This window comes from Flavicella sp. IMCC45537 (genome assembly GCF_057197705.1).
Window position 1 is genome coordinate 1250330 of record NZ_CM170067.1, and the last position, 23868, is coordinate 1274197.

General features: G+C 33.6%; 19 protein-coding genes. 2 read left to right on the forward strand and 17 right to left on the reverse strand.

The features are described from left to right. The first annotated feature begins 47 nt into the window (after positions 1 to 47). Entirely contained in the window at positions 48 to 860 is an 813-nt protein-coding gene (gene murQ, locus AC2DGP_RS05635; protein WP_484492041.1) for an N-acetylmuramic acid 6-phosphate etherase, read from the forward strand. Then, complete coding sequence (locus AC2DGP_RS05640; protein WP_484492042.1) at positions 857 to 1075, forward strand: DUF6095 family protein; 219 nt, start codon at positions 857 to 859, stop codon at positions 1073 to 1075. Before murQ ends, AC2DGP_RS05640 begins: the two co-directional genes overlap by 4 nt. On the opposite strand, the gene AC2DGP_RS05645 is transcribed toward AC2DGP_RS05640, so the two are convergent. From AC2DGP_RS05645 to AC2DGP_RS05725, 17 genes are all read right to left on the reverse strand, one after another. After that, positions 1068 to 1568, reverse strand: a complete 501-nt coding sequence (locus AC2DGP_RS05645) for a DinB family protein (protein WP_484492043.1) — start codon at positions 1566 to 1568, stop codon at positions 1068 to 1070. The genes AC2DGP_RS05640 and AC2DGP_RS05645 overlap by 8 nt on opposite strands. An 85-nt stretch (positions 1569 to 1653) precedes the next feature. Further along, the gene (locus AC2DGP_RS05650) at positions 1654 to 3114 is read right to left on the reverse strand and encodes a lipopolysaccharide biosynthesis protein (RefSeq protein WP_484492044.1); all 1461 of its coding nucleotides are present in this window, start codon (positions 3112 to 3114) and stop codon (positions 1654 to 1656) included. Then, the gene (wecB, locus tag AC2DGP_RS05655; RefSeq protein ID WP_484492045.1) at positions 3114 to 4199 is read right to left on the reverse strand and encodes a non-hydrolyzing UDP-N-acetylglucosamine 2-epimerase; all 1086 of its coding nucleotides are present in this window, start codon (positions 4197 to 4199) and stop codon (positions 3114 to 3116) included. The genes AC2DGP_RS05650 and wecB overlap by 1 nt, the downstream gene beginning before the upstream one ends. Continuing rightward, positions 4200 to 5480, reverse strand: a complete 1281-nt coding sequence (locus AC2DGP_RS05660) for a glycosyltransferase family 4 protein (RefSeq protein WP_484492046.1) — start codon at positions 5478 to 5480, stop codon at positions 4200 to 4202. Beyond that, positions 5477 to 6667 carry a glycosyltransferase family 4 protein gene (locus tag AC2DGP_RS05665; protein WP_484492047.1) on the reverse strand — a complete coding sequence of 397 codons (1191 nt, stop codon included), beginning with the start codon at positions 6665 to 6667 and terminating at the stop codon, positions 5477 to 5479. Before AC2DGP_RS05665 ends, AC2DGP_RS05660 begins: the two co-directional genes overlap by 4 nt. Before the next feature lie 3 nt (positions 6668 to 6670). Further along, the gene (locus AC2DGP_RS05670; RefSeq protein WP_484492048.1) at positions 6671 to 7177 is read right to left on the reverse strand and encodes a methyltransferase; all 507 of its coding nucleotides are present in this window, start codon (positions 7175 to 7177) and stop codon (positions 6671 to 6673) included. Between the two features lie 4 nt (positions 7178 to 7181). Beyond that, positions 7182 to 9611: a YfhO family protein gene (locus AC2DGP_RS05675; RefSeq protein WP_484492049.1), complete on the reverse strand. Its 2430-nt coding sequence runs from the start codon at positions 9609 to 9611 to the stop codon at positions 7182 to 7184. Between the two features lie 28 nt (positions 9612 to 9639). Next, positions 9640 to 11295 (reverse strand): DNA repair protein RecN, encoded by a 1656-nt coding sequence (gene recN, locus AC2DGP_RS05680; RefSeq protein ID WP_484492050.1) that lies wholly within the window; start codon positions 11293 to 11295, stop codon positions 9640 to 9642. A 131-nt stretch (positions 11296 to 11426) separates the two neighbouring features. Next, positions 11427 to 12317, reverse strand: coding sequence for a type IX secretion system protein PorD (gene porD / locus AC2DGP_RS05685; protein ID WP_484492051.1), 891 nt, complete (start codon positions 12315 to 12317; stop codon positions 11427 to 11429). Continuing rightward, positions 12310 to 13521, reverse strand: coding sequence for a bifunctional phosphopantothenoylcysteine decarboxylase/phosphopantothenate--cysteine ligase CoaBC (coaBC, locus tag AC2DGP_RS05690; RefSeq protein WP_484492052.1), 1212 nt, complete (start codon positions 13519 to 13521; stop codon positions 12310 to 12312). Before coaBC ends, porD begins: the two co-directional genes overlap by 8 nt. 5 nt (positions 13522 to 13526) lie before the next feature. Beyond that, positions 13527 to 13850 (reverse strand): DNA-directed RNA polymerase subunit omega, encoded by a 324-nt coding sequence (locus tag AC2DGP_RS05695; protein ID WP_484492053.1) that lies wholly within the window; start codon positions 13848 to 13850, stop codon positions 13527 to 13529. 12 nt (positions 13851 to 13862) lie between these two features. Further along, entirely contained in the window at positions 13863 to 14654 is a 792-nt protein-coding gene (locus AC2DGP_RS05700) for an outer membrane protein assembly factor BamD (RefSeq protein WP_484492054.1), read from the reverse strand. Positions 14655 to 14785: 131 nt separating this feature from the next. Further along, positions 14786 to 15670 carry a 4-hydroxy-tetrahydrodipicolinate synthase gene (gene dapA / locus AC2DGP_RS05705; RefSeq protein ID WP_484492055.1) on the reverse strand — a complete coding sequence of 295 codons (885 nt, stop codon included), beginning with the start codon at positions 15668 to 15670 and terminating at the stop codon, positions 14786 to 14788. Then, complete coding sequence (locus tag AC2DGP_RS05710) at positions 15670 to 16194, reverse strand: DUF6913 domain-containing protein (protein ID WP_484492056.1); 525 nt, start codon at positions 16192 to 16194, stop codon at positions 15670 to 15672. The genes dapA and AC2DGP_RS05710 overlap by 1 nt, the downstream gene beginning before the upstream one ends. Positions 16195 to 16295: 101 nt before the next feature. Further along, complete coding sequence (locus tag AC2DGP_RS05715; RefSeq protein WP_300325440.1) at positions 16296 to 16571, reverse strand: ATP-dependent Clp protease adaptor ClpS; 276 nt, start codon at positions 16569 to 16571, stop codon at positions 16296 to 16298. A 40-nt stretch (positions 16572 to 16611) separates the two neighbouring features. Next, positions 16612 to 17451 carry a 50S ribosomal protein L11 methyltransferase gene (gene prmA, locus AC2DGP_RS05720; RefSeq protein ID WP_484492057.1) on the reverse strand — a complete coding sequence of 280 codons (840 nt, stop codon included), beginning with the start codon at positions 17449 to 17451 and terminating at the stop codon, positions 16612 to 16614. Between the two features lie 84 nt (positions 17452 to 17535). Continuing rightward, the gene (locus AC2DGP_RS05725) at positions 17536 to 23808 is read right to left on the reverse strand and encodes a choice-of-anchor L domain-containing protein (RefSeq protein ID WP_484492058.1); all 6273 of its coding nucleotides are present in this window, start codon (positions 23806 to 23808) and stop codon (positions 17536 to 17538) included. Between the last annotated feature and the right edge of the window lie 60 nt (positions 23809 to 23868).

Here is a 23868-nt window from a genome sequence, read left to right on the forward strand (position 1 = left end):
AGTATCATTAATAACTACCATTTAGTATTTTTGAAAAAAATAACAATTTGGATTTTTCAAAAACAACAGAACAGAGTTCTCTTTATAATAATCTTGAGAATATGTCAGCAGAGGACCTACTGACTCATATCAACAATGAAGATAAAAAAGTGGCGCTTGCTGTGGAAAAATCCAAGCCACAAATTCTTGCCTTAGTGGAACAGATTGTTCCAAAACTGAAAAAAGGTGGTAGAATTTTTTATATGGGAGCCGGAACTAGTGGACGGTTAGGGGTTTTAGATGCATCTGAATGCCCACCAACATTTGGTGTACCTCATGAATTGGTTGTTGGACTAATCGCTGGAGGTGATAAGGCCATTCGTAAAGCTGTAGAAAATGCTGAAGACAATACAACTCAAGGTTGGAAGGATTTGCAAGCACATAATATTACTACCAACGATGTAGTGATTGGGATTGCTGCTTCCGGAACAACCCCTTATGTACTAGGAGCATTACAAAGTGCAAACGAAAACAATATCATTACGGGTTGTATCACTATGAATGAAAATAGCCCCTTGCATTTGACAGCTCAATTTCCAATTGTATCTGTCGTTGGGCCAGAATTTGTAACTGGGAGTTCCAGAATGAAAGCGGGTACGGCTCAAAAGCTTATTTTAAATATGATCAGTACTTCTACCATGATATTACTTGGAAAAGTAAAAGGAAATAAAATGGTAGACATGAAACTGTCCAATTCTAAATTAATCGACAGAGCCAATAGAATGGTAGTAGATTCTCTTAATGTAAGTTATGAGGAGGCTACCAAATTGTTGGAAAAATACGGAAATGTAAGAAACGTTTTAGAACATCATAAAAAATGAGTACAGATCAAAATTTACTAAAAAAAGGACTTAAATTTATTTTTGGAGCAATTCCGTTGATTGCTCTTGCTCCTATTATGATAAGTATTGGATTTTCTGCCATAAAAAAAGACAACAACTACATTTTCAGTGTCATTGGTTTTACCGCTGCCTTATGTGCTATATTTTTAGTTGCTAATGGAATAAGAACGGTTTTAAAATCACTTTTTAAATAGAACTTACTGCCGCTTTTTTGGGTGTCGTAGGGTTGAACCCAAATCCATTTTCAGGTAATTCTATGCCTAATTGATGAATGATATAACCAATACTTGCATAATGATGAATAGCATGACTATGGGCTTGGCTTAATACGGCGGCTAAGGTATAAGTAACTTCTACTTTTCCTGCCCCTAAATCATCTGATACAATGATATTTTTATCTAGATTATCTTCAGTAATTCCTTGCAATTTATCAATGGTAATATGTATATAATCAAGCCCCAAATCTAACCGTTCTTCCACAGCTTTATTGCGTGATCTTGCAGCCAAATCAACCTTTCCTGCTTCTAGGCCTTCAAATATACAATGAAACATATCCATTACGTGTCGAATATGTGTTCCTATGCTAGAATAATAAGGTGCTACAGTTGTATTTTTGTATTGATCGTTTGATATACTTTTTAATAAGTGCTCTCCCTTTCTTAAATTCTGTTCAATAACTTCAATCATTCAATTCTATTTTGATTGTGTTTGACGTAAATATACAAATTCAATTACACTGTTTTTTTACTTTTTATCAAATCGCATCAACACATTACAAAACTCTTGATCTTAACTTATTGATAGTCGTATTAATTTCTAATGAAATATTCATTCTGTAGATAGTTATTATATAAAGTACCGCTATAATAGTTCCCTTTAATATAATATTGAAAAGAGGATGAAACTGAAAATTCCAAAAAGAAAAAACTGCATAAAAGACACTTATTACTACAAATAACATCAGCGTTTTTGAAGTAAATGGGTACATCTTAAATTTACTTTTTACATAAAAAAGTTTGATCGAGTTAAAAACAAGCACTACTAGTAAAGTAGACAATGCCGCCCCCTCAATACTCATCAAATCAATCAAATAATGATTCAAAATAATTACAGATAGTGCCATTGCAACACCATAAGGTAGCAATACTTTATAATATTTTGAATTAGAAATGATAGCACCATTCCCTCCCAAAAACATATGATATAACTTAGCTAGTGAAATAAATAGAACGATCCATTCACCTCCTCTAAATTTTTCTGGAAGCAATTGAAACATTTCAGATATATTCAAATTTATCAACAAAAAAACCAAACCAGATATCGCCAATAGATTGATAGAACTCTTTCTATAAAGATTTTTCACTTCTACCAAATCCTTTTGGTTTAGTGCTTTTGCAATTAAGGGCTGTAAAATTTGGGCCATTGCCCTTCCCGGTGTTTCTACAACAGAACCAATATACACACCTACTGAATAATAAGCCGTCAAAGCAATCGCCTCTTTTTGAGGAATCATAAACTTATCGATATCAATTAATATGGTACCCGCTGCACCCGCTAAAATTATATAGGCTGAATATCTGAATATTTCAACCATATTTTCAGGCATTTCAAATTTTAATTTTGGACGATATAAATAAAAGGCATACGTTCCCATTAAAAACATTCGTATAAAATAAGCACCTGTTAAATACCATACAAAATCTGCTACGCTAATGATTTTAAAATAAACACAAAAAAGCAAAATCATGGCCGCTATTCTAGAAAATAATTCTTTTAATAAATTACCATAAACCGATTGTAATTGCACCTTAGACCATGCATAAAATATTTCAAAATAAGCACAAGCGATGGCTACCAAATAAATAACACTTACATAATTTTTTACTACAGGATTTTTCAAGGATAAATAAGAAGCAATTCCTTCATAAAATAGAACACCTATAAACCCAACAGGAATGGCAACCAACAATGGAAGAATTAACGCTATTGATAAAAATCTATCCCGTTCAATTTTTGAGACATAGGATGAATAGAATTTTAAAATGGTATACTGAACTCCAAACCCAATAAAAGGCATCAATAAATTTGAAGTAGATAACAAAAATGTCACTAATCCGTAATACGTATCTTCTAAAAAGGAAGTGTATAAAAACAATGCATTAATCCCACCAATAGCAAATGCACCATAAATGGTTAAAGTATTTTTAAATGATTGCTTTAGTACTATTCCCATTAATTTTCAATCAAACTTTTAATAGCATTGTGAATTTTAAGTCCTACTTGATCACCAAAAAGATTCTCCATAAAATCCTTAGTTTGGATCTGAAATTTTTCAAATGCTATTCTCATTTTCTCTGAATCACTGCCTACTAGTTTAGCGTATCCATGATTCACCAACTCCACCCATTCCGTTTGTTCTCTGGCTACGATGCAGTATTTTTTATTAAAAAAAGCTTCTTTTTGAAGGCCACCACTATCTGTCACAACTAAATTACAGTTTTTCAATAACTCTAGCATATCAAAATATCCAACTGGCTCAATAAATTGAATAGGATATTCCAAATTGTTTTTAGTTAGTATGTTTTTCGTTCTTGGATGAATTGGCATCACCACTTTAGATTCCTTTTGAACTGTTGACAGTCCTTCAAAAATATTTTTCAGAGACTCTAAAGAATCCGTATTCTCCTGTCTATGGATGGTTGCTAAAACAAAATTATTTTTATCTAATCCTAATTCCTTGATAATATCAGATTTCTTTTCAGAATTTTTACTGTAATAACTCACCGCATCCTTCATAATATCACCACAATTGATATATTTTATATCTAAATTGGCATATCCTTCTTTATCCAAATTTTTTATGGCAGTATCTGTTGGACACAATAACAAACTTGAAATACGGTCTGTTAAAATTCTATTCACCTCTTCTGGCATTTCCATATTAAAAGATCGTAAACCTGCTTCAATATGCACTACCTTGATTTGTAATTTTTGAGCTGCCAATGCACCTGCTAAAGTGGAATTAGTATCACCATATACAACAACCGCATCAGGCTTTTCTTTTAAAAGAATGGCTTCTATTTTTTCAAGCATTTGACCTGTCATAGCTCCATGCCCTACTCCATTTATATTCAAATTATATTTCGGGTGTGGTATTTCCATTTCCTCAAAGAAAACGGCACTCATATTTTCATCATAATGTTGTCCGGTATGAATAAGTATCTCCTCGTATTCATCCTTCTCCGCAATTACTCTGCTTAAAACAGCGGCTTTTACAAACTGAGGTCTAGCCCCTAATATGGTTACAATTTTTTTCATTTATGAAACTGTTCTTTTTATCAAATCGGCCATCTGTTTGGTCAATTCTTTTCTATGATATTTTTCAATATTTTGAGAAGCTATCTGTAAACCTTCTCCTTTATATGAATTATACAATTCTTTTACTTTCAATCTTAAGGAATGCTTATCTCCAAATGGCACAATAAGGCCGGCCTCAGAACTAGATAATATTTTTGCCAAATCTCCATCAACGGGTCCGATTGCTAAAATAGGTCTTTTCGCTACTAAATATTCAAATATTTTTCCGGTAATAATTCCTTTAGCACTTGGTACATTATTGACCGCTAAAAGCAATACCTGTGATTTTTTTTGAAAAAGATGTACTTCTTCATGCGGCAAATAAGAAATGATACGAGTATTCTCGTTCAAATTATTTTTTTCCAATTCCATTTCTACAGATGCATCTAATTTCCCAATCAATTGAATACACAATTTATTCTTAAACTCAGCTTCTTCCTCACAAAGTTCCTTTAAAACCTCCCAAAGCATACTTGGATTTCTATCCTCATTCATCATTCCTATATGAGTAATAGAAAAGGTATCATCCAACAATTCGGATGTTTTGGATGGGATAAAATCAAATCCATTCGTTATTACAACAGTATTCTTATTGTATGCTAGGTATTTTTCTCGCATAGTTTCTCCTACAACTACAACTGCATCGGAATGCTCTAGCACTTCTTTCTCCATCTTAAAATGCTTTTTTTTAGCTCTCTTATTTAGTGGTAACTGATGGAAATAATCTATATCTGTCCATGGATCTCTAAAATCAGAAATCCACTTAATTCCGGTTCTTTTTTTCAACTCAAATGCGATTCTATGCATGGTATGAGGTGGTCCAGAAGATATGATAGCATCTATAGAGTTTTCTTTCAAGTATTCCTCTAAATACAACACAGAAGGTTTGATCCAAAACATACGTGCATCAGGAATAAAATAATTTGCTCTAACATAAGTACTAAACTTACTTAACAGCCCTTGTTTAGCATTCAAAAAACCAGCATTGGTTTGTGTTTTTTTATTTTTCGAGAAAAAACTCGCCAATTTATATGGCTCCCAAATAGGTTGCTTTAAAACATCAATCCCTTTAGGAATATCTTTTTCTAAACTAGTATCGATAATAGAAAAATCCGGATTATCTACCGTATAAACTACAGGAGTAATATCAAAATCTTGTAAATATTTTACAAACTTCAACCAACGTTGCACTCCAGACCCCCCAGCAGGTGGCCAATAATATGTTAGAATTAGAACTTTCAAGAATCTAAATTTTTATATAGATTTAATAAGTTTTTTGATGTATGCTCCCAAGTAAACTCATTTTCAATAAATTTATTTCCATTTGCACCATACTCCTGTTGTAAAGATTGATCTCTATAAAGTTGAAGTATGTTTTTCTCAAAATCAAAGGCATCTTCTGCTTTATGCGTTAACCCGGAATGTGCCATGGCAACAATATTTTTTTGAGCCGTAACATCACTAACCAAAATTGGTTTTGCAAAACTCATATATTGGAAAATTTTATTCGCATAAGTAGTATCGTGATGTTTATTTTTATGAAGCGGAGAAACGCAAATCTTACTGGCTTTTATATATGAAGGAAATAAGGAAACATCTCGCCAACCCTCAAAATCAACGTATCTCTCTAAATTTAATTCTTTTACCTTATTATGCAGCACTTCATCTTCACTGCTCGTTCCTACAATTACTAATTTTAAATTAGTAATAAACTCTTTCAAGTTCGACAAACTTTCAATTACAGTCATTAACCCTCGTCTTAATCCAGTATCTCCGAGATACAGAATAACAAAATCATTTACATACCTATCAATGATAGATGAATCAAAAAGTGCGTCTTTATAAAATGACCTATGAACCGTATTCGGTACAACCACAATCTTATGTTCAGAAATATTGCAACGAGACAATAAGTCTTGCTTTGCCTCTTCGGTTACGACAATAGTTTTGGTATACTTTTCAACATACTTCTGCTCAAAATATTTCCATAGACTAGGAAAAATGATAAATTTACCTGGAAATTTATTCAAATGAGAATAGAACTTCATTATTTCAGGTCGATTCTCATGTAAATCCAAATGTATTGGTAACTGAAACTTTGTATTTGCTTTAAAAGCAGCACCTGCCAACTGAAGATCATGCACATGGATTGCTTCTATCGAATTAAGCTCTAAAAAATGGCTAATCTTTTTCGCAAGTATATTTTTATAAAATGGAAATGTATAAGCCAATGCCGATAATTTATACTCAATTTTTGAGGACTCATATCTTTTTACAAAAATTCCTTTATGAACTTCTTGATCAAGTTGTTCGCCATAATGCAAACAAAACAGATATACTTCATGCCCTGCCTTAATCAAGGTTAAAGCTTCATTTTCCACCCTTGGATCAGGTGGAAAAACAGCATCTAAAAGCATCCCTATTTTCATAATTTATTTTCTTTCTGCGTACACTGCGTAATATCTTGGCGTAAATTTTCTTAAAATCGGTCTCAAACCAATTTTTTTAATTGGACTTGTCCATTTTTTAGTTCGCTTAGAATTCCATCCAGATTTTTCTATCAACCAATCAAATTGCCAATCTTCGAACTCATGATAATGCCTGTCCCACATATCTGTCTTGCTTCTATATGCACTAGCAAACCACAATTTTAAAGGTATTGTAGTGATCAACTTATCTGCTTCAATAAGTTTTAAAACATTATAGGGCGCTAATAAATGCTCGAAAATTTCAAACGCTGTCACAGCATCAACTTTTTGATTATTTACCACTCTGGGTAACTCATCTAAATCTTCTCCATTCGTGTTATATACGGTATACCCATGCTCCTCCATGATCTCAGAAAAGGGATTTCGAACTCCTAAATCTAAAATTACAGCAGGCGCCGGTAATACTTCTTGTAAAAACTCTAAGGTATGTTTATACCTTTTATTTGGCATTGTTTTATACACTCGTTTTCTGTTTTTTATTTTTAACAAATACTACCACTAAAATCAACAAGAAAACAAATAAAGAAACAAGGTTTATAATTCCACCTTTTGCAATTACTGTAGGTTCAAATTTAAATTCAATGATGTGCTCACCTTTTGGTATTTCCAAGGCTCTTAAAACATAATTTGCTCTTAAATGTTTTTTCAATTCACCATCTATATAAGCATTCCAACCCTCTTTATAATATATCTCTGAAAAAATAGCAAGATGTGCCTTATCACTTTTTGACTGATAGGTGAGATGGTTTGTTTCATAATTTACCAGCTCAATTTTTGATAAAGAATCTAAATCGTTTGCCTTAAACGACGATTTAAATTGCGGGAACTCTGACTCGTTGACGATTGCAGTTTGTTTTGAATTGAAATCCCCTAAGCTCAATATTTCCTCATTTGCTGTAGATACAAGGTTTACCTCTCTAACAAACCAAGCATTTCCATTAATATCTGGGTTAACTTGCAAACTCTTTTCTCCTTTTTCATTAGGAATGATAAAATATTTGGTATTTAACATATTTAAAACTTCCATATTATTCTTTGAAATATGAAAATCTACCAACTCTTGATACCTTCCTAATTTTGCTGCATGATATCCTCCGATTGATTTATGAAAATAAGAAGTTGCCCCATCATTCATAAAATTACCCGCAAAATTTGCTACACGGTAATGACCTTTATCCTGAAGAATCTCTTTATCAATTTTAGATTTCACAAAAGGTTTCTCTATTTGTCTAGCATTATGAAAATCACTTGTATCTACATATCTTCTTGCTGTACCAACCATATCAAACAAAAATAAAACCCCGAAAACAACTAATACTACTTGTTGCTTTAGTGTATCCCTTAGATACAGAAACAATACCACAGCACTTATCAACACCAAAAGCAATGTTCTAAGACTGTCATCAAAGAAAATAACCTGTCTATCTGCTTTGATGGCACTTCCTAAGCCCTTCAACATATTGTCGTAATATCCATCATTGGTTCCATTAAAATCTAACACGATAGAACCTAACAACGTAAAAAACAATGCAATTCCACCAACAATAAATAAAGTTTTCTTTAATTGTTTTTCTTTTTCTCCCTTCGATAAATTATTTCCAAAAAATTCCTTTAGTGCCAATAAACCAAGCAATGGTATACAAACTTCAGCTATTACTTGAATTGAACTAACTGCCCGAAATTTATTATATAAAGGAACATATTCAATAAAAATATTCGTTAAAAACTCAAAATTATGTCCCCAACTCATTAGGATAGAAAAAACAGTAGCAGAAACCAACCAAGTTTTTAATTTAGAATCCACGATAAAAATCCCCAATACAAACAAAAATATAAAAATGGCACCTATATAGGCCGGAGCAGCCACTATGGGTTGACTTCCCCAATACGTTGGAATGTTTTCTGCAAAACCAGCGGCTTGATTCTTATCAATTTTTGAACTTAAAAATTCATAAGTTTTAGATTCCTTTCCTAAATTTTCACTATTAGCTCCTCCTGTAAACCTTGGAATAAACAAATTAAAAGTCTCCATTTTTCCATAGCTATATTCGGTAATATAACTTTTAGACAAACCAGAACTTGCCTTTTTGGTTTTTCCGTCTGTTGTAATGGTTAACTCACTTTTCCCTCTAGTACTATTATCAGCATATTCTTTGGTTGCTAACAAACTACTAGCGTTCATACATAATGCTAAAAACGTTCCCAAAACAATGATACCAACTTGCGAAAAAAATACTTTGATATTACCCTTAGATTTCAGAACATCTATTAAAAACACAATACCTAAAATCAAAACTGTAAAACCTAAATAATAAGTCATTTGTGGGTGACTGGTATTTATTTCTAGTGCCATTGCCAGGGTTGTCAGTACAAAACCCCAAAAATATTTAGATTCAAATACAAGTAAAATTCCAGCAAGAACAAGCGGAATATATCCTATTGCATGCGCTTTTGCATTATGTCCAACTCCTAAGATAATTATAAAGTAAGTTGAAAATCCAAATGCTAATGAGCCTATAATCGCAAGTCTCCAATCAAACTTCAAGACCATCAACAGAATAAAAAATCCTAAAAAATAAAGAAACAGATAATCAGCAGGTCTTGGTAAAAAACGTATCAGCCCATCTATTTTTTTTACATAATCATGTGGGTAATAGGTACTCAGCTGATAAGATGGCATTCCAGAAAAAGCGGACCCCGTCCAATAGGGCTCTTCTCCATGTTTTGCACGAAAGTCAACAATTTCTTTAGACATTCCTCTGAACTGCTGAATATCACTCTGAAACAATTTTTCTCCTTTTAACACCGGTGAAAAATAAGCGAGTGCTACTCCTGTAAAAACAAGTATTGCAATCACATATGGAGTGATCTTTTTTAAATTCATATACTGCTTCATATATTATATCCTTGCTTTATGCTTTTAATAATTCTTTTGCATGCTCTAATGCAGAATCTGTGATGTTTTTTCCTCCTAAAATCTCCGCTACTTCGGTTATTCTTTCTTCCTTTGTTAGCGGCTTTAAAAAGGTAGTCGTAACTCCTTCTACATCTTTTTTATACACTTTAAAATGAGATTCACCTTTTGCTGCTATTTGAGGCAAATGGGTAATTGTAATTACCTGCATATAATCTCCCATTTCATGCATCACATCAGCAATCTTATTCGACACTTCTCCAGATACACCTGTATCAATCTCATCAAAAATAATTGTTGGTAGCTTGGTGTATTTAGAAAGTATTAATTTAACACCCAGCATAATTCGAGACATCTCTCCTCCAGAAGCAACTTTCTTCAACTCATCGTAATTTCCCCCCATATTAGCAGAAAACAAAAACTTTAGTTCATCATTTCCATTGAAATAAAACTCCTTAGTCTCATTTATTTCAATTTTAAACGTTGCATTAGGCATCCCTAACTTAGACAAAACCTCCTCTAACTGTTTTGTTAATTTTGGAATAGAGGCTTTTCTCTTCTTGTGAATTTTATCACAAAACGAAAGTAATTTTATTTTTATTTGTTCTATAACAGCTTGCTTGTTTTCCAATAACTCAGAAGCGTTTTCAACCTGTCCCACCTTCAGTTCCAATCCTTCCTGAACTTTTAATAGTTCCTCTATAGAACTAACCATATGCTTTTTTTGCAGTGTATAAATCAACTGTAATCTATCATTAAGACTTTCTATTTCCTCAGGGTTTACATCTACATTCTCAATCGATTTCTCTAACTCAAACACTATGTCATCCAACTCAATCTTCATACTCTCCATGCGAGATGCATAACTTTCATAGTCAGATGAAAAACTTGAAATTTTATCCAAAGAATTCTTCATTTGATATAAACTTGTTTGCACACCCACTTGCTCATCAGTGGCTAAGTTTAAGGCACCTGATAATGCGTCGCTGATTGTTTCAATATTATTCAAACGATCTAAAGTTTCCTCTAATTCTTCTTGTTCTCCCGCCTTTAGATTCGCCTCTATTAATTCATTATACAAATGTGAATTATAAGCATATTCTTGTTTCGCAGCCTCTTGACTTTGTAATAGAACCGCTAACTCTTTTTCATGTTTTTTGAAAGTTTTAAGCTGATTACCATAATTATCCAATAAATCTGAATTCCCTGCCAAGGCATCTAAAATCTGAAATTGATAACTCGATTCAGATAATTGTGCCGTTTTATGCTGAGAATGAACATCAATCAACTTTTCTTTTAATACATTTAAAATAGCGAGTGTCACTGGAGTGTCATTTACAAAAGCTCTAGACTTACCACTTGGTAAAATCTCCCTTCTAATTATTGCTTCTTCTTCATAATCTAGATCTTTGTCCTCAAAAAACTCTTTCAACTGATAGTCCTTTACAGAAAAGGTTGCCTCAATTACACATTTTTTTTCACTATCCTTTAAACTATTCAAATCGGCTCTATTCCCCATAACAAGTCCTAAAGCTCCTAAAACAATAGATTTACCTGCTCCAGTTTCTCCAGTAATTATAGAAAGTCCTTTTGTGAAATCCGTTTGTAACTCTTTTATTAGAGCATAGTTAGATATAGATAATGTAGTTAACAAGATGTAATATTTTTATGTGTGCTATTTTTTTGAATGCCGTAAATTTAACGATTCTTTTTGTGAATTTTCCCTTAAATATGAAGCAAAAAAAAAGCCCTCAACAAGGACTTTAAAATAGCTTTAATCTATTATTAAATTTTTTTCCATTTGTTGCTATTGGGAGCTGAGATCCTATTTAACAACTTTTTTAAATCTTTTACATTCGAATCGGGTCCAGATCCAAAAACATCCACAACTTCATCAGATTTTGCATCGAAAAAAATTCTAAACATAAATGAATTCTGACTTCTTTTATTCAAATTCTCAAAACTCATCAACTGTTCATAAATTTCATTCTTAGCTATTTCAGCATTGTTCGCAAACACATCCATTCCTAAACGATGATAACCGTACATAATTTCTCTATATTCTCTATGAGCATTGGAAATAATTAAATCCACAAGAGAATACCTGTTTAATGAATTTCTTTTTGCTTCCCATCCCGAATAATTCCCTTGTTGTGCAAGGTTTACGATATCTAACGCTTGCTGATAAAAATTTTCTCCTCCTTTTAACGAAAAAGTATCAGCATCAATAGCAATGATCATATACGCATAATACGAAATTAAAGAAATCAAATTCGATTCATACGTGGCTGGATTGTAAATCAAAGGTTCAAATTCAGTATATTCAAAGGAAATAGCATCATCCTTAAAGTTAAAAATTGGAGTTTTATAATTACTTCCAAAAACAGGACGAACTGCGTTTACTTGTAGAGTACCTGAAAAATTTTTGTTATTCGTATATGAAGAAACAATTAGGGTCATACCACAATCGATTTTCTCATTACTTTTATAAACCTTATTAGTCCATTGTTGTTTGTTCACAAATTCAGTCAAAGCTCTTTCCAAAGTTTGAAAAACTTGTTTATTGCTAACACCCACTTGATCCGAGTTAATCGAAAACGTGCAATTTAACTCTTGCGAATATCCTATCGCAACCATCAATACGAAAAATAAAAATGTAAGATACTTTTTAAACATTCACTCTTTTTAGAATTTCAGAAAATATATCCGCTGCTACTTCCTCTTTTGACTTTAACGAATATTCAACGATATTATTGGATGCATCAATTACAGAAATTTTATTTGTATCTCCTCCAAATGCTGCTCCTTTATCTCTTAATGAATTGAGAACAATCATATCTAATTTTTTTCTAGATAGCTTGCTTTTCGCATTCTCCAACTCATCATTGGTTTCTAAAGCAAACCCCACTAAAAATTGATTCCACTTTTCAGCGCCCATAGTCGCCAAAATATCTTTGGTTGCCTTTAACTCAATTGTTAAATTTCCTTCTTTCTTTTTAATTTTTTGATCAGCTGCCGAAACGGGAGTATAATCAGCAACTGCAGCTGCAGCAATCGCAATATCTACTGTAGCATAATATTCAAAAACCGAATCAAACATCTCCTCTGCACTTTTTACATTTATTCTATGAACCGAAGAGTGTGCTATGCTTAAAGAACAAGGACCGGTAATCAAATAAACTGTCGCTCCAAGATTTGCAGCTTGCAAGGCTAGTTCAAATCCCATTTTCCCAGAGGAATGATTTCCTATAAATCGAACAGGATCAATAGCTTCATAGGTCGGCCCTGCCGTTATCAAAACCTTTTTATTTCTAAGTGGTAATTTACCTAAAATATCATTTTCAACAAACGCAACAATATCCTCCGGCTCCGCCATTCTTCCTTCACCTACTAAACCACTAGCTAGTTCTCCAGTTCCTGCAGGAATTAAGCAATTTCCGTATTCCTGTAATTTTTTTATATTTTCGGTGGTAGAATCATGCTTAAACATATCCAAATCCATTGCTGGCGCAAAGTAAACCGGACATTTAGCTGACAGATAAACAGCCAATAATAAATTATCAACTATTCCATTCACCATTTTTGAAAGGGTATTGGCTGTAGCAGGTGCTACTACCATATAATCTGCCCATAAACCTAAATCAACATGGTTGTTCCATAATTCATTTTCTTCATTTTTCTCATAAAAAACGGAATGAACTGGATTTTTAGATAAAGTTGATAAAGTTAACGGGGTTACAAAATCCTTAGAAGCAAGAGTCATGACCACTTGGATCTCGGCTCCTGCTTTTATGAATAATCTTACTAGATGAGCTGTTTTGTAGGCGGCAATTCCAGCGGTTACACCTAATAGAATTTTTTTACCTTTTAAAACACTCATGTAGACTAATCTTTTTTATCAGAATTTCTGAAATATACTTTATCGTTTAACCACTCTTCAACTGCTAAAGCGTGTCCTTTAGGTAATTTTTCGTAAAACTTAGAAACTTCGATTTGTTCTTTGTTTTCAAAAACCTCATCTAAACTATCGCTGTACGTAGCAAACTCATCCAACTTCTCTACCAATTCCTTTTTCAAATCTCCATTAATTTGATCTGCTCTTTTTGCAATGATTGAAATTGCCTCATAGATATTTCCAGTAGGTGCTTCTACTTTTGATTTATCATATGTTACAGTAGTATCTGGTGCATTTGTGTTTTTGTGATCCATCTTGACTATTTATTAACTTAATATTAATGCTATTTCTTTTTGTACCCTTTTCAATAAAACTTGAGACTCTTTAAGATATTTAGATTCAGGGTAATTTCTTTCTAATTTTTCGTATGCCTTTTCAGCCGCCACTAATCTCTTATATTTCTTAGTGAAGGTACTACGGACACTTAATTCATAAGCAGACTTAAACTTATAAAAAAAAGCTTCTTCTCTATATTGTGTTCCTAAATATTGAGAAGTCATGTTATCAAAGGCAACTACAGCAGAAGTGTAATAACCGATATCAAAATATTGCTTTGCAATCATAAAGGCTTTTGTTTCCAATTTATATTGCAACTCCTTAACCATTAGGTTTGCCTCTGGCAATCTTTTTGAATTTGGATACGCGTTGATGTATTTCTGAAAAGCAATAAGTGCCTCTTTAGTTTCCGTTTGATCTACACTATATTTAGGAGAAGCTAAAAAATGACATTTTGCAGCATAAAAAGAAGCTTCTTCTTTTTTGGAACTTTTAGGGTAATTTGTTACAAATCTCTCAAAATAATAAGCAGCATTTGCATAGTCCTTTGTGTTAAAATAAGAGATAGACACCATAAACTGAATTCGCTCCATTTGAGGCTTCCCTTTATAGGCAGGTGTAATCATCTCAAACAAACGAAGTGCTTTATCAAACTTCTTGGCATCATACATTTCTGTAGCCATTTTATATTTATCCGAAACGCTTCCTTTATTCAACACTCTATTGTATCTACTACAAGAGGCCAAAATTACGATGGATAATAAATATATTAGATGTTTCAATTTAAGCATTTTGCAAAATTAGACATTATTTATGAATTATTAAAGTGATTTCCTTTGAAAACCACTACCAAAAATAAGTTCTAATTAGAATTGAAGACTTTTTAGGCTCCTAAAAAATTGTTAATTTCTACTTAAGCAAATGCGTGTGCAAACTGTCTTAACTTTTCTAGAAGACTTTCAGTTGCAGCAATTAATGGTAAGCGAACCTCCATAGAAGTATTTATATCCTCTAAAATCGATAGCAATGCCTTAATTCCGACGGGATTTCCTTCTTCAAAAATCAAATCTACAACATCCATCATTTGGTATTGAATTTGAAATGCTGCTTCTGCTGATTTTTCTAGACCTAAACGAATCATATCCGAAAACTCTTTAGGATAAGCTTGCCCCAATACAGAAATCACCCCTGCTCCACCTGCCAATGTCATCGGCAAAGCAATCATATCATCTCCTGAAATCACAAGAAATTCATTTGGCACAGTTTGAATTAACTTCATAGCTTGCACCATATCACCTGCCGCTTCTTTAACGCCAATTATTTTTTCACATGTCTCTGCCAACCTAACTACTGTCGCCGGCTCTATATTTGAACTAGTTCTACCAGGAACGTTGTAAATAATTACAGGTACGGGAGACGCATCCGAAACAGCAACATAATGTTGATATATACCTTCTTGAGAAGGCTTGTTATAATATGGAGAAACAGAAAGCACGGCATCAAACTTAGATAAATCTAAACTTTTCAAATCAGCAACTACAGTTGAAGTATTATTTCCTCCTACGCCTAAAACTAAAGGGACTCTTCCTGCTGTTTTTTCTATTATTGTTTTTTTAACAAGCTCTTTTTCTTCTGATGTTAATGTTACAGATTCTGCAGTTGTTCCTAAAACAACTATATATTCCACCCCGTTCGCAATTTGAAATTCAACTAATTGCTCCAAAGCCACAACATCTACACTTTTGTCCTCTTTAAAAGGAGTAATCAAAGCGTTTCCTGTTCCTAAAAATGCTTGCATTATATTTTCTTTAAAATCTTTAAATATTTGATCATCTCAGTTGTCAATACTCCTAAATCTCTTCCTTCGTCCGAAACCGATAAATCATACAAACTATCATCATCCGAAGCAAAACCTACTTTAAAATTAGATAGAGAGTGCAAAGTTATTACATTCCAATATAAATTTTCTTCAAATCCATAATTTATAAACAAGTCGTATTCATTTTTAACAAATTCTTGAAGCTTGTTTAATTTTAAACTTCCGTACCAGCCAAAATCTTTTTCGGTACATTCAAAATCTGAATATTCTTTATTTTTTTCATACGACTTAAACACCAAAACATCAATATGATCAAGTGGTATGTTCAATTCTTGTTGTATTTTATTTAAAACGATATTACTTTTTAAAAACTGAGACTCCTCCATCAGAATCCCAACGGACTTCACAATCCTTGAGTTTAGATTTCTTTTAGTGTTTTTAGCGATAATACGATCTTTGGCAAACCTTCTAATTACCGTTTTCTTTTTCCATTTTGATAACATCCTACGAATCTAAAAAGTTTTAAATAAAACCTACACTTATGAGAAAGAAAAAAGTCAGGTTATGAGACTCAAAACCTGACTTTTTCAACTTTTACTTATATCTATACAAGTTCTGCAGATAAACCAAGCTCTTGCAACTTACTACACTTTGGCTTCAACTCATCATATTCACCTGTTTTAACAGCACATTTCCCTTTGTAATGAACCAAAACAGTACACTGTTCAGCTTGTTCTAAGGTATGTTCACAAACACTTATTAAAGATTCTATTACAAAATCAAATGTATTCACATCATCATTATGTAATATGATCTCATGTTTCGGAGTTAACATCTCAAGGACATCAACATCTTCTTGCACTTTTTCTTTCACACTCATATTCTCCATCATCCTTTATATTTTCTTCTGGTAAACAAAATTACGATTTTTTTAAATACCTTAAAGACACCCATTTATTTCTTTTCTTTTTCTCTTGAAATGTCAGACCAAAAGCACTCGCTTTTTCATCTAACAAAGGAATATCCTCTTCATAAAAACCACTCAATAATAAAACACCTTCCTGCGATAAACAACTGGCATAAACTTCCAAATCATTCAATAAAATATTCCTATTGATATTCGCTATTATCAAGTCATACTTTTTACCTTCCAACAAACTTGCTTCACCTTCATAAGATGATATATGTTCACAGTTATTTCTGTCCACATTTTCAATTGTGTTTAAATAACACCAGTTATCAATATCTATCGCATCAATAGGCTGGGCTCCCTTCATTTCAGCAAAAATGGCCAAAATTCCCGTTCCACACCCCATGTCTAACGCTTTCTTTCCTTTCACATCAATTTCTAACAAATGCTGAACCATCATATGTGTCGTTTCATGATGCCCTGTCCCAAAGCTCATCTTAGGTTCTATGATAATATCATATTCTAAATTTGGATTTTCATGAAAAGGGGCCCTAATAGAAACTTTATCATCAACTTGAATAGGTGAAAAATTCTTTTCCCATTCACTATTCCAATTCACTTGTTCAATCTCTTCTTTTGTATACTGAATGGAGAATTCATTGGAATTCAAAACATATATATCATTTAAAATATCATCATAGCATTCCTCCTTTTGAATATATGCCACAACCCCTGTTTCATTCTCTACAAAGCTTTCAAAACCTGCATATCCTAATTCTGCAATTAATATTTCAGTTGCAGGATCACGTGGTTCTACAACAAACGTAAACCCATTATAAATTGTATTCATCTTTTCTATTTTGAAATACAAAGTTACCTTAATTTGTTTTACTGATTCAGAAAAAAAGACAGAAACTCCTCTTAACTTCAATTTTTAATGGACTGATATCAATTTACTAAATATGCCTATTTCAGTATTTATTTTAACAACATAAACTCCATCATACAAATACAAACTCATAACCTTATCATTATCCGAATACGCTTTTATCAATTGTCCCAATGAGTTATAAACACTAATTTCTTTTATTGCTATATTATCTTCATTTGATATTTTCAGTTCTTTCGTACTTCGATCATAAGTCACATTAAGGTTTTCCTCCAAGCCTACAGGTTTAATATTCAAAGCATTTTCAGCACTAAAAACAATTACAAATCGATCTTTATACACCCCAGAATCTAATGTTAATTTGACCACTGAATCTTTGATATCATAGTACGTATTTGTTTCCTTGTCTTTAAGCAAAATTGGTCGTGTAATATTTTGCTGTTCATCTAACATCACATAAACATCTCCCGCAGCTGCCGTCTTTATGGTGACAGGAACTTCTAGTTCCTCTGATATGGGTTCTAATCCAGCGATCACATAATTCGTCCTACTTTCTTCAAATTTGAAATACATATCCGTTTCTCCCAAATCAAACATATATCCATCATATCCATTGTCATGAGCAAACGAATTTCCTTCTCGAAAGGCTGCCGTAATTTGTCTATGCAACCCAACGCCTTCTTCATCGGTATATTCAAATCCTAACTTTAGAGTAGCTGGTTCTTCAGAAATTTTAGATTTTTTTGTTTGATTTCCTTTAAAGAAAACAGAGGTTCCGCCAACATCATCAATTGGCTGACTAACTCTGTGACTATTTTTAAAAGTTATAGTCCCACCTGCTGTACTTGCTAAAACATAAAATCCTTGTCCTACCGGAATATACCTTCCTGGAGATCTATAAACATGTCCATCAGTCAAACCAGCCGTTCCCTCAACTACTTTAGTGGCAGCGGATCCTGATTGATAAATCCTACTCGCATAACCACCTTCATAACCACCTTGAGAATGACTATCGCTATCACCAGTTTGCTCCCAAAAATACAATGCACTTATAGATGGATTATCATTCAAAAAGGCGTCTGCATCCAAAGCACTTGGATACGGATTCCCAAGCAATGAATAATGACTAGCTGTTATGTCAATGGAAATATCTCCATCATTTGGAGTTCCAACAAAAGTATAAATCTGAGCTTTCCCCGGCCCTTTCAATATAAAGGCATCTGCAGGTTCAAATGCCCCAGTTTCTCTTTGCTGTATCCACGATTCGCCTGTCAAACCATTTAAATAACTAAAAATCCAATAACTAGAAAGGGTTATATCATCCATCGTATAACTACCGTCATATCCATTGGTAAAAATAATTTCCTTTGGAGTTGACTCATCTGTCGTACCCGTAGTCCCATTTTTCATGACATCTTTTACTGTAAAAAACGACTCTCCCACAGAAAGTACAGGGGAAGTAATATAATTATACTGATAAGTACTTGTTAAACTACTAGATTGATCAATATATAGCTTTCCATTACCAGAAACCATAGATTGGCCTGTATGCGTCTGAACTAATTGCGCATCCCCTACCAACCTAAGCTCTCCATCTAATTGAATTTCGTTAGCTACAGTTAAAGTAACGCCGTCTGCAATCGTAAAAACAGAACCTTCTGTTACCCATAAACACCCTATAGAAATATCCTCTGTTGCTGTAATTTGAGAACCGCTTCCTGCATCTACCGTAACCAAGTCTGTAGTATCAGATGTATTCGGAGCACCATCGATTCCAGATCCACCCGACCAAGAGGCTCCATTCCATGTAATTCCTGTGATTTCTGTAAATGTAAAATATCTCTCTCCATCAAAATCAAAACTTCCTACCAACTGAGAAACACCTTCAATAGTTAAAGAAGATGAATTCATGGAAACATATTCCACATCCGTTGTGAAAAGCTCATCACTTGCCACTTTCATCGCAATGGGTGCTGTAGAATTATTTAGATTAGCTAAAATAGTCGCTTCTGGAATTGCTATCTCAACAGAACCAACATTTCCATTTTCCACTATTTTCCATACTCTATTTAGGATATTCGTATTACTACACAATATTGAGTTACTGTTAAAACTCGTTGCCCCATCATTACCCCACACAAGAAAATCTTTATCTGTAGCGAATGAATTTGAATTACTTGCATTATTAACTTCAATATTCCCTAATCCTATAGTTACAAAATTACCTGATTGAGATTTAGACTGTTTCTGCTCAAAGTTTCTTGTAGCATCAAGTCCAATTCCCGCAACATCATTATGGTATGAACTATTATCTCCATAATTCCATACTATGGTAGTTCCATTAGACAACACATAATCTCCCTCCGTAATGCTAGCATCGTCTTGAACAGCAACACTTGGATTTAAAGTAATTCCATATTTCAGTGCCAAATACGATTGAATGCTCTGCTGCTCAACAGAAGATTGATTACCAGAGTAAATTAGAATCTCTGCGATTTGACCATCATGATAATAATTGGTACCTGTTCCCTGAGTTTGCCCTTGCCCTATCGTGAAACTGTTAGAATCAGACCCCGTTATTGAGGACTCAAAGGAAGTGCCTGTATCTACAACCGAACCGTTCAAATAAAGTGCTTGTTGAAAAGGAATAGCTGTATTAACCGTATTGTCACTTCCATAAAAATTATGAATATCAAAACTTGCTGTATTTGTCAACCAAGTATGTGTAATATCTGAACCTCCATGTTCTATACCATAATAAATTTCATTATCACTCCAAGGTAGAGTAATTAAAAAATCATCGTTTTCATTTGTATTTTCAACAAATACATACGAATCTTTAACAACATCTGTCAAAGTAACTACATATGCTGATAAATTAGGATACGATGTACTTGATTCTAAAATTCCACCGGCGATCTCAAAATACCCCGCTGTTCCATCAAATTCAAATGCTGGATTAAAATTAACAGCATTAGAATTCAAAGTTAACCCCATTCCGTTTCCAGAGGCATTATGGGCATTTGCAGATTGATCGTTCCAAGTACTTGTATTGGCTCCTACATCTGCACGCAGCCACAATAAATTTCCACCCCCTGCACTGACAGTTGTCTCAGCATCCCTATAATCAACATCACCAGTAAGCACATCAGAATCAGAATCTGGCAACAATGTTGGGTCATTTATATTTCCATTTACATCGATAAAATCATTTGATGTATAAATATTACTATCTAAACCATTGATCCCAATAGCACCACTTAAAGTCAACCCAGCTTCCATCGTATCTCCTTGACCGTCACCATCAGCATCTGTATCTAAATAATCGTTATCACTATCCAAATCTGAGTTTTTTGGAGTCAGACCTTCACCGTTTGAATCTGAAGTTGTTTCATAAACATCATCTAACCCATCTCCATCTCCATCAGAAAAAACGACACTTGGAGCTATATAACCTAAAGTACTTTGCGCCTCAATATTATCTGGTATCCCATCCCCATCAGAGTCTAAGTCTACTGAATTATTTAAACCATCATTATCCGTATCAAGATCTAACACCCCATCTTCAACAACATCCAAGATACCATCATTGTCATCATCAACATCAGAAGGATCAAAAACACCATCACCATCCGTATCTCCAGAAACAAAAGAATCTCGATAATCAACATCCCCCCCCACATTGTTTAAATCACCATCACTATCAATCAGTAAAGTAGGGTCATTTATCACCCCGTTTACATTTAAAAACGTATCATCAGTACTAATACTAGTACTATTGTCAAAACCATTTGTACCAACATTACCATTAAAATCACCAATTGTATAACCTACCTCTGCAGTATCATCAGCCCCTTCATTATCAGAATTCGTATCAAGATAATCATCATCTCCATCATTATCAGTGTCTATTGGAGACAAACCGCTTGCAAAAGCTGTATCCGCACCTGAGCTATTATAAATTCCATTTGGACTCACATATCCAATAGTGGATTGAGCTTCAATATTATCAGCAATACCATCTCCATCAGAATCTAAATCTAAATAATTCGGTATTCCATCAGCATCCGTATCGGTTGGATTGGTCAATGCATTATTATCATTATCAAGATTGGCATCCTCCTCAACATCAAAAATCCCATCATTATCATCATCAACATCCGTTACATCATCTACTCCATCTCCATCTGTATCCAAAAATCCAGTAATTAAATTAATTAAAATCGCAGAATCATATCCACCATCTGAAATATCAGTAATTATAAATTTGACCGTATAAGTTTGCCCAGGTGTTAAACCGGTTGCATAAGCCCTAATTTTCTTGGTAAAACCATCATACTCCATGTCAATAACATTTCCGGAGTTTTCAATATAGTAAGCACTTTGAGTTAGATCGCACGGCGTAGCAACTCCATTCGCTGTACCGTTATTAATGGTATTTAATGAAACAATATTGGATGTACCAGGAACCAAGGCTACATTAGTATTCGCAGGCAGACCATTACCAGACACATAATACCCAAAAGCATCGTTGAAAGTTCCACAAACATAATCTCCATACTCCTCTGAAGCAAACTGATAATCTATGATTATGGCAGTTGCTGTTTCATCTAAGACCACATCAAAACTATACACTACAGCATCATGAGTGGGCTCCTCATTTGCTAAATCATCCAATTGCGTATCCGTCCCTGATGTTATTTCACCATAGGTAATGGTTTTATTCGTTGCATCATTAGAAGAAAAGGATTCCGTTACAGATCCAGTAGTCAAAATTACTCCATCATCAATTTCTGTTCCCTTTGCCTGAATCGCATTTGAAAATGTACCTATTTGAGCACTTTGACCCACGAGAAGTGTCGGGTTGGTTATAGTTACTCCAGGACCTGTTATCTGACTTGCCATTTCTTCTGGAGTAGCCCCACTATTAAAACTAAAAACATCTGTAAACGTTGCATCTCTATAATCAACATCACCTCCTGAATTCCTATCTCCATCAACATCGGTAAAATCATTAATAGGATCATTAAACTCATCATTCACATCAAACCCATCGTTAATGTCTGCCCCTTCAAAACTATCATCTAATCCGTCTGAATCAGTATCAACCGCCCCCACAAAATTTGCATTATCATTTTCATCGATATCCAACACACCATCATTATCACTATCCTGATCCAAATAATCTGGAGTATCAAAACCATCCGTATTTACAGGAGATAAACCAGACGGATAACTATCATTCAAACCATTTGTAAAAGTTAATCCTGGAGAAATATAACCAATTGTTGATTGCGCTTCAATATTATCAGGAATCCCATCATCATCAGAATCTATATCTAAATAATCATCTATTCCATCATTATCTGTATCTTCAGGTACACAAGAAGGGTTATTTTTTAGCTGAACTACTTGAGACGTTGTAAGCGCAAAAGGATAATGAACAAAATCATCAATCAAACCATTAAAGAAAAATCCTGATCCTTGGTTATAAACTGAATTCCCTCTTACACCACCTAAACCAGACGAACCTGTATGCCTATTGATTTGTCCATATCCAGAATTAACAGTCGTGCTTGGCACACCATCTAAATATAAGGTCAGATCTCCATTATTATACGTTACAACAATATGATACCAAACATTTGCACTAGGTAGCGAAAAAGTAGAAGGCGAACTAGAATTCCAATCCTCTCTTACCAAACACTCCAAGGTATTATTTATCAATCGTAACCCAACACCATTTACCCTTCCTCCTTCCTCAAAAACAACTTGCTCTGCGACTGAAATAGAAGCAGGGTTTATCCACATGGAATAAGAAAAATTAGTAATTGCATCAATTAAAAAACTTCCATCACTGTATTGCACTACATAATCTGTACTAAAATCAATGGAATGAGACCCTGTAACACTATTTGTAGAATAAACAGGAACACTAGCATTCTGTTGATCATGTTCTTCTCCTGAAAAATCATCCACCGTATTTTCAAAAGTATAATATCCATCATAACCCGATATCAACGCACAGGAATTTTCAATTTCATCCAAAATCCCATCATTATCATCATCTAAATCTGCTCCGTCAATTACAGTATCCCCGTCAGTATCCACATCAGCCACAAAAGTGAATATTCCATTCTTAAGCTGTGGTTTTGAATACAATTCTACATAATATGAATCTCTATCTTGCTCTAAAAAATAATCAATAAAAGTTCTTTGCGGAGGATCTTCCTTTTTAGGAATTTCCAATGCAAAACTATTTAGGCAGAATAGCATCGTAAAAACAAGTGCTAAGTGTGGTTTTAAATCTCTTAACATATCTTAAAAAAATCTGGGTAGGGTTACCTCTAAAGATACGTTTTTTAAAACGAAGAACAA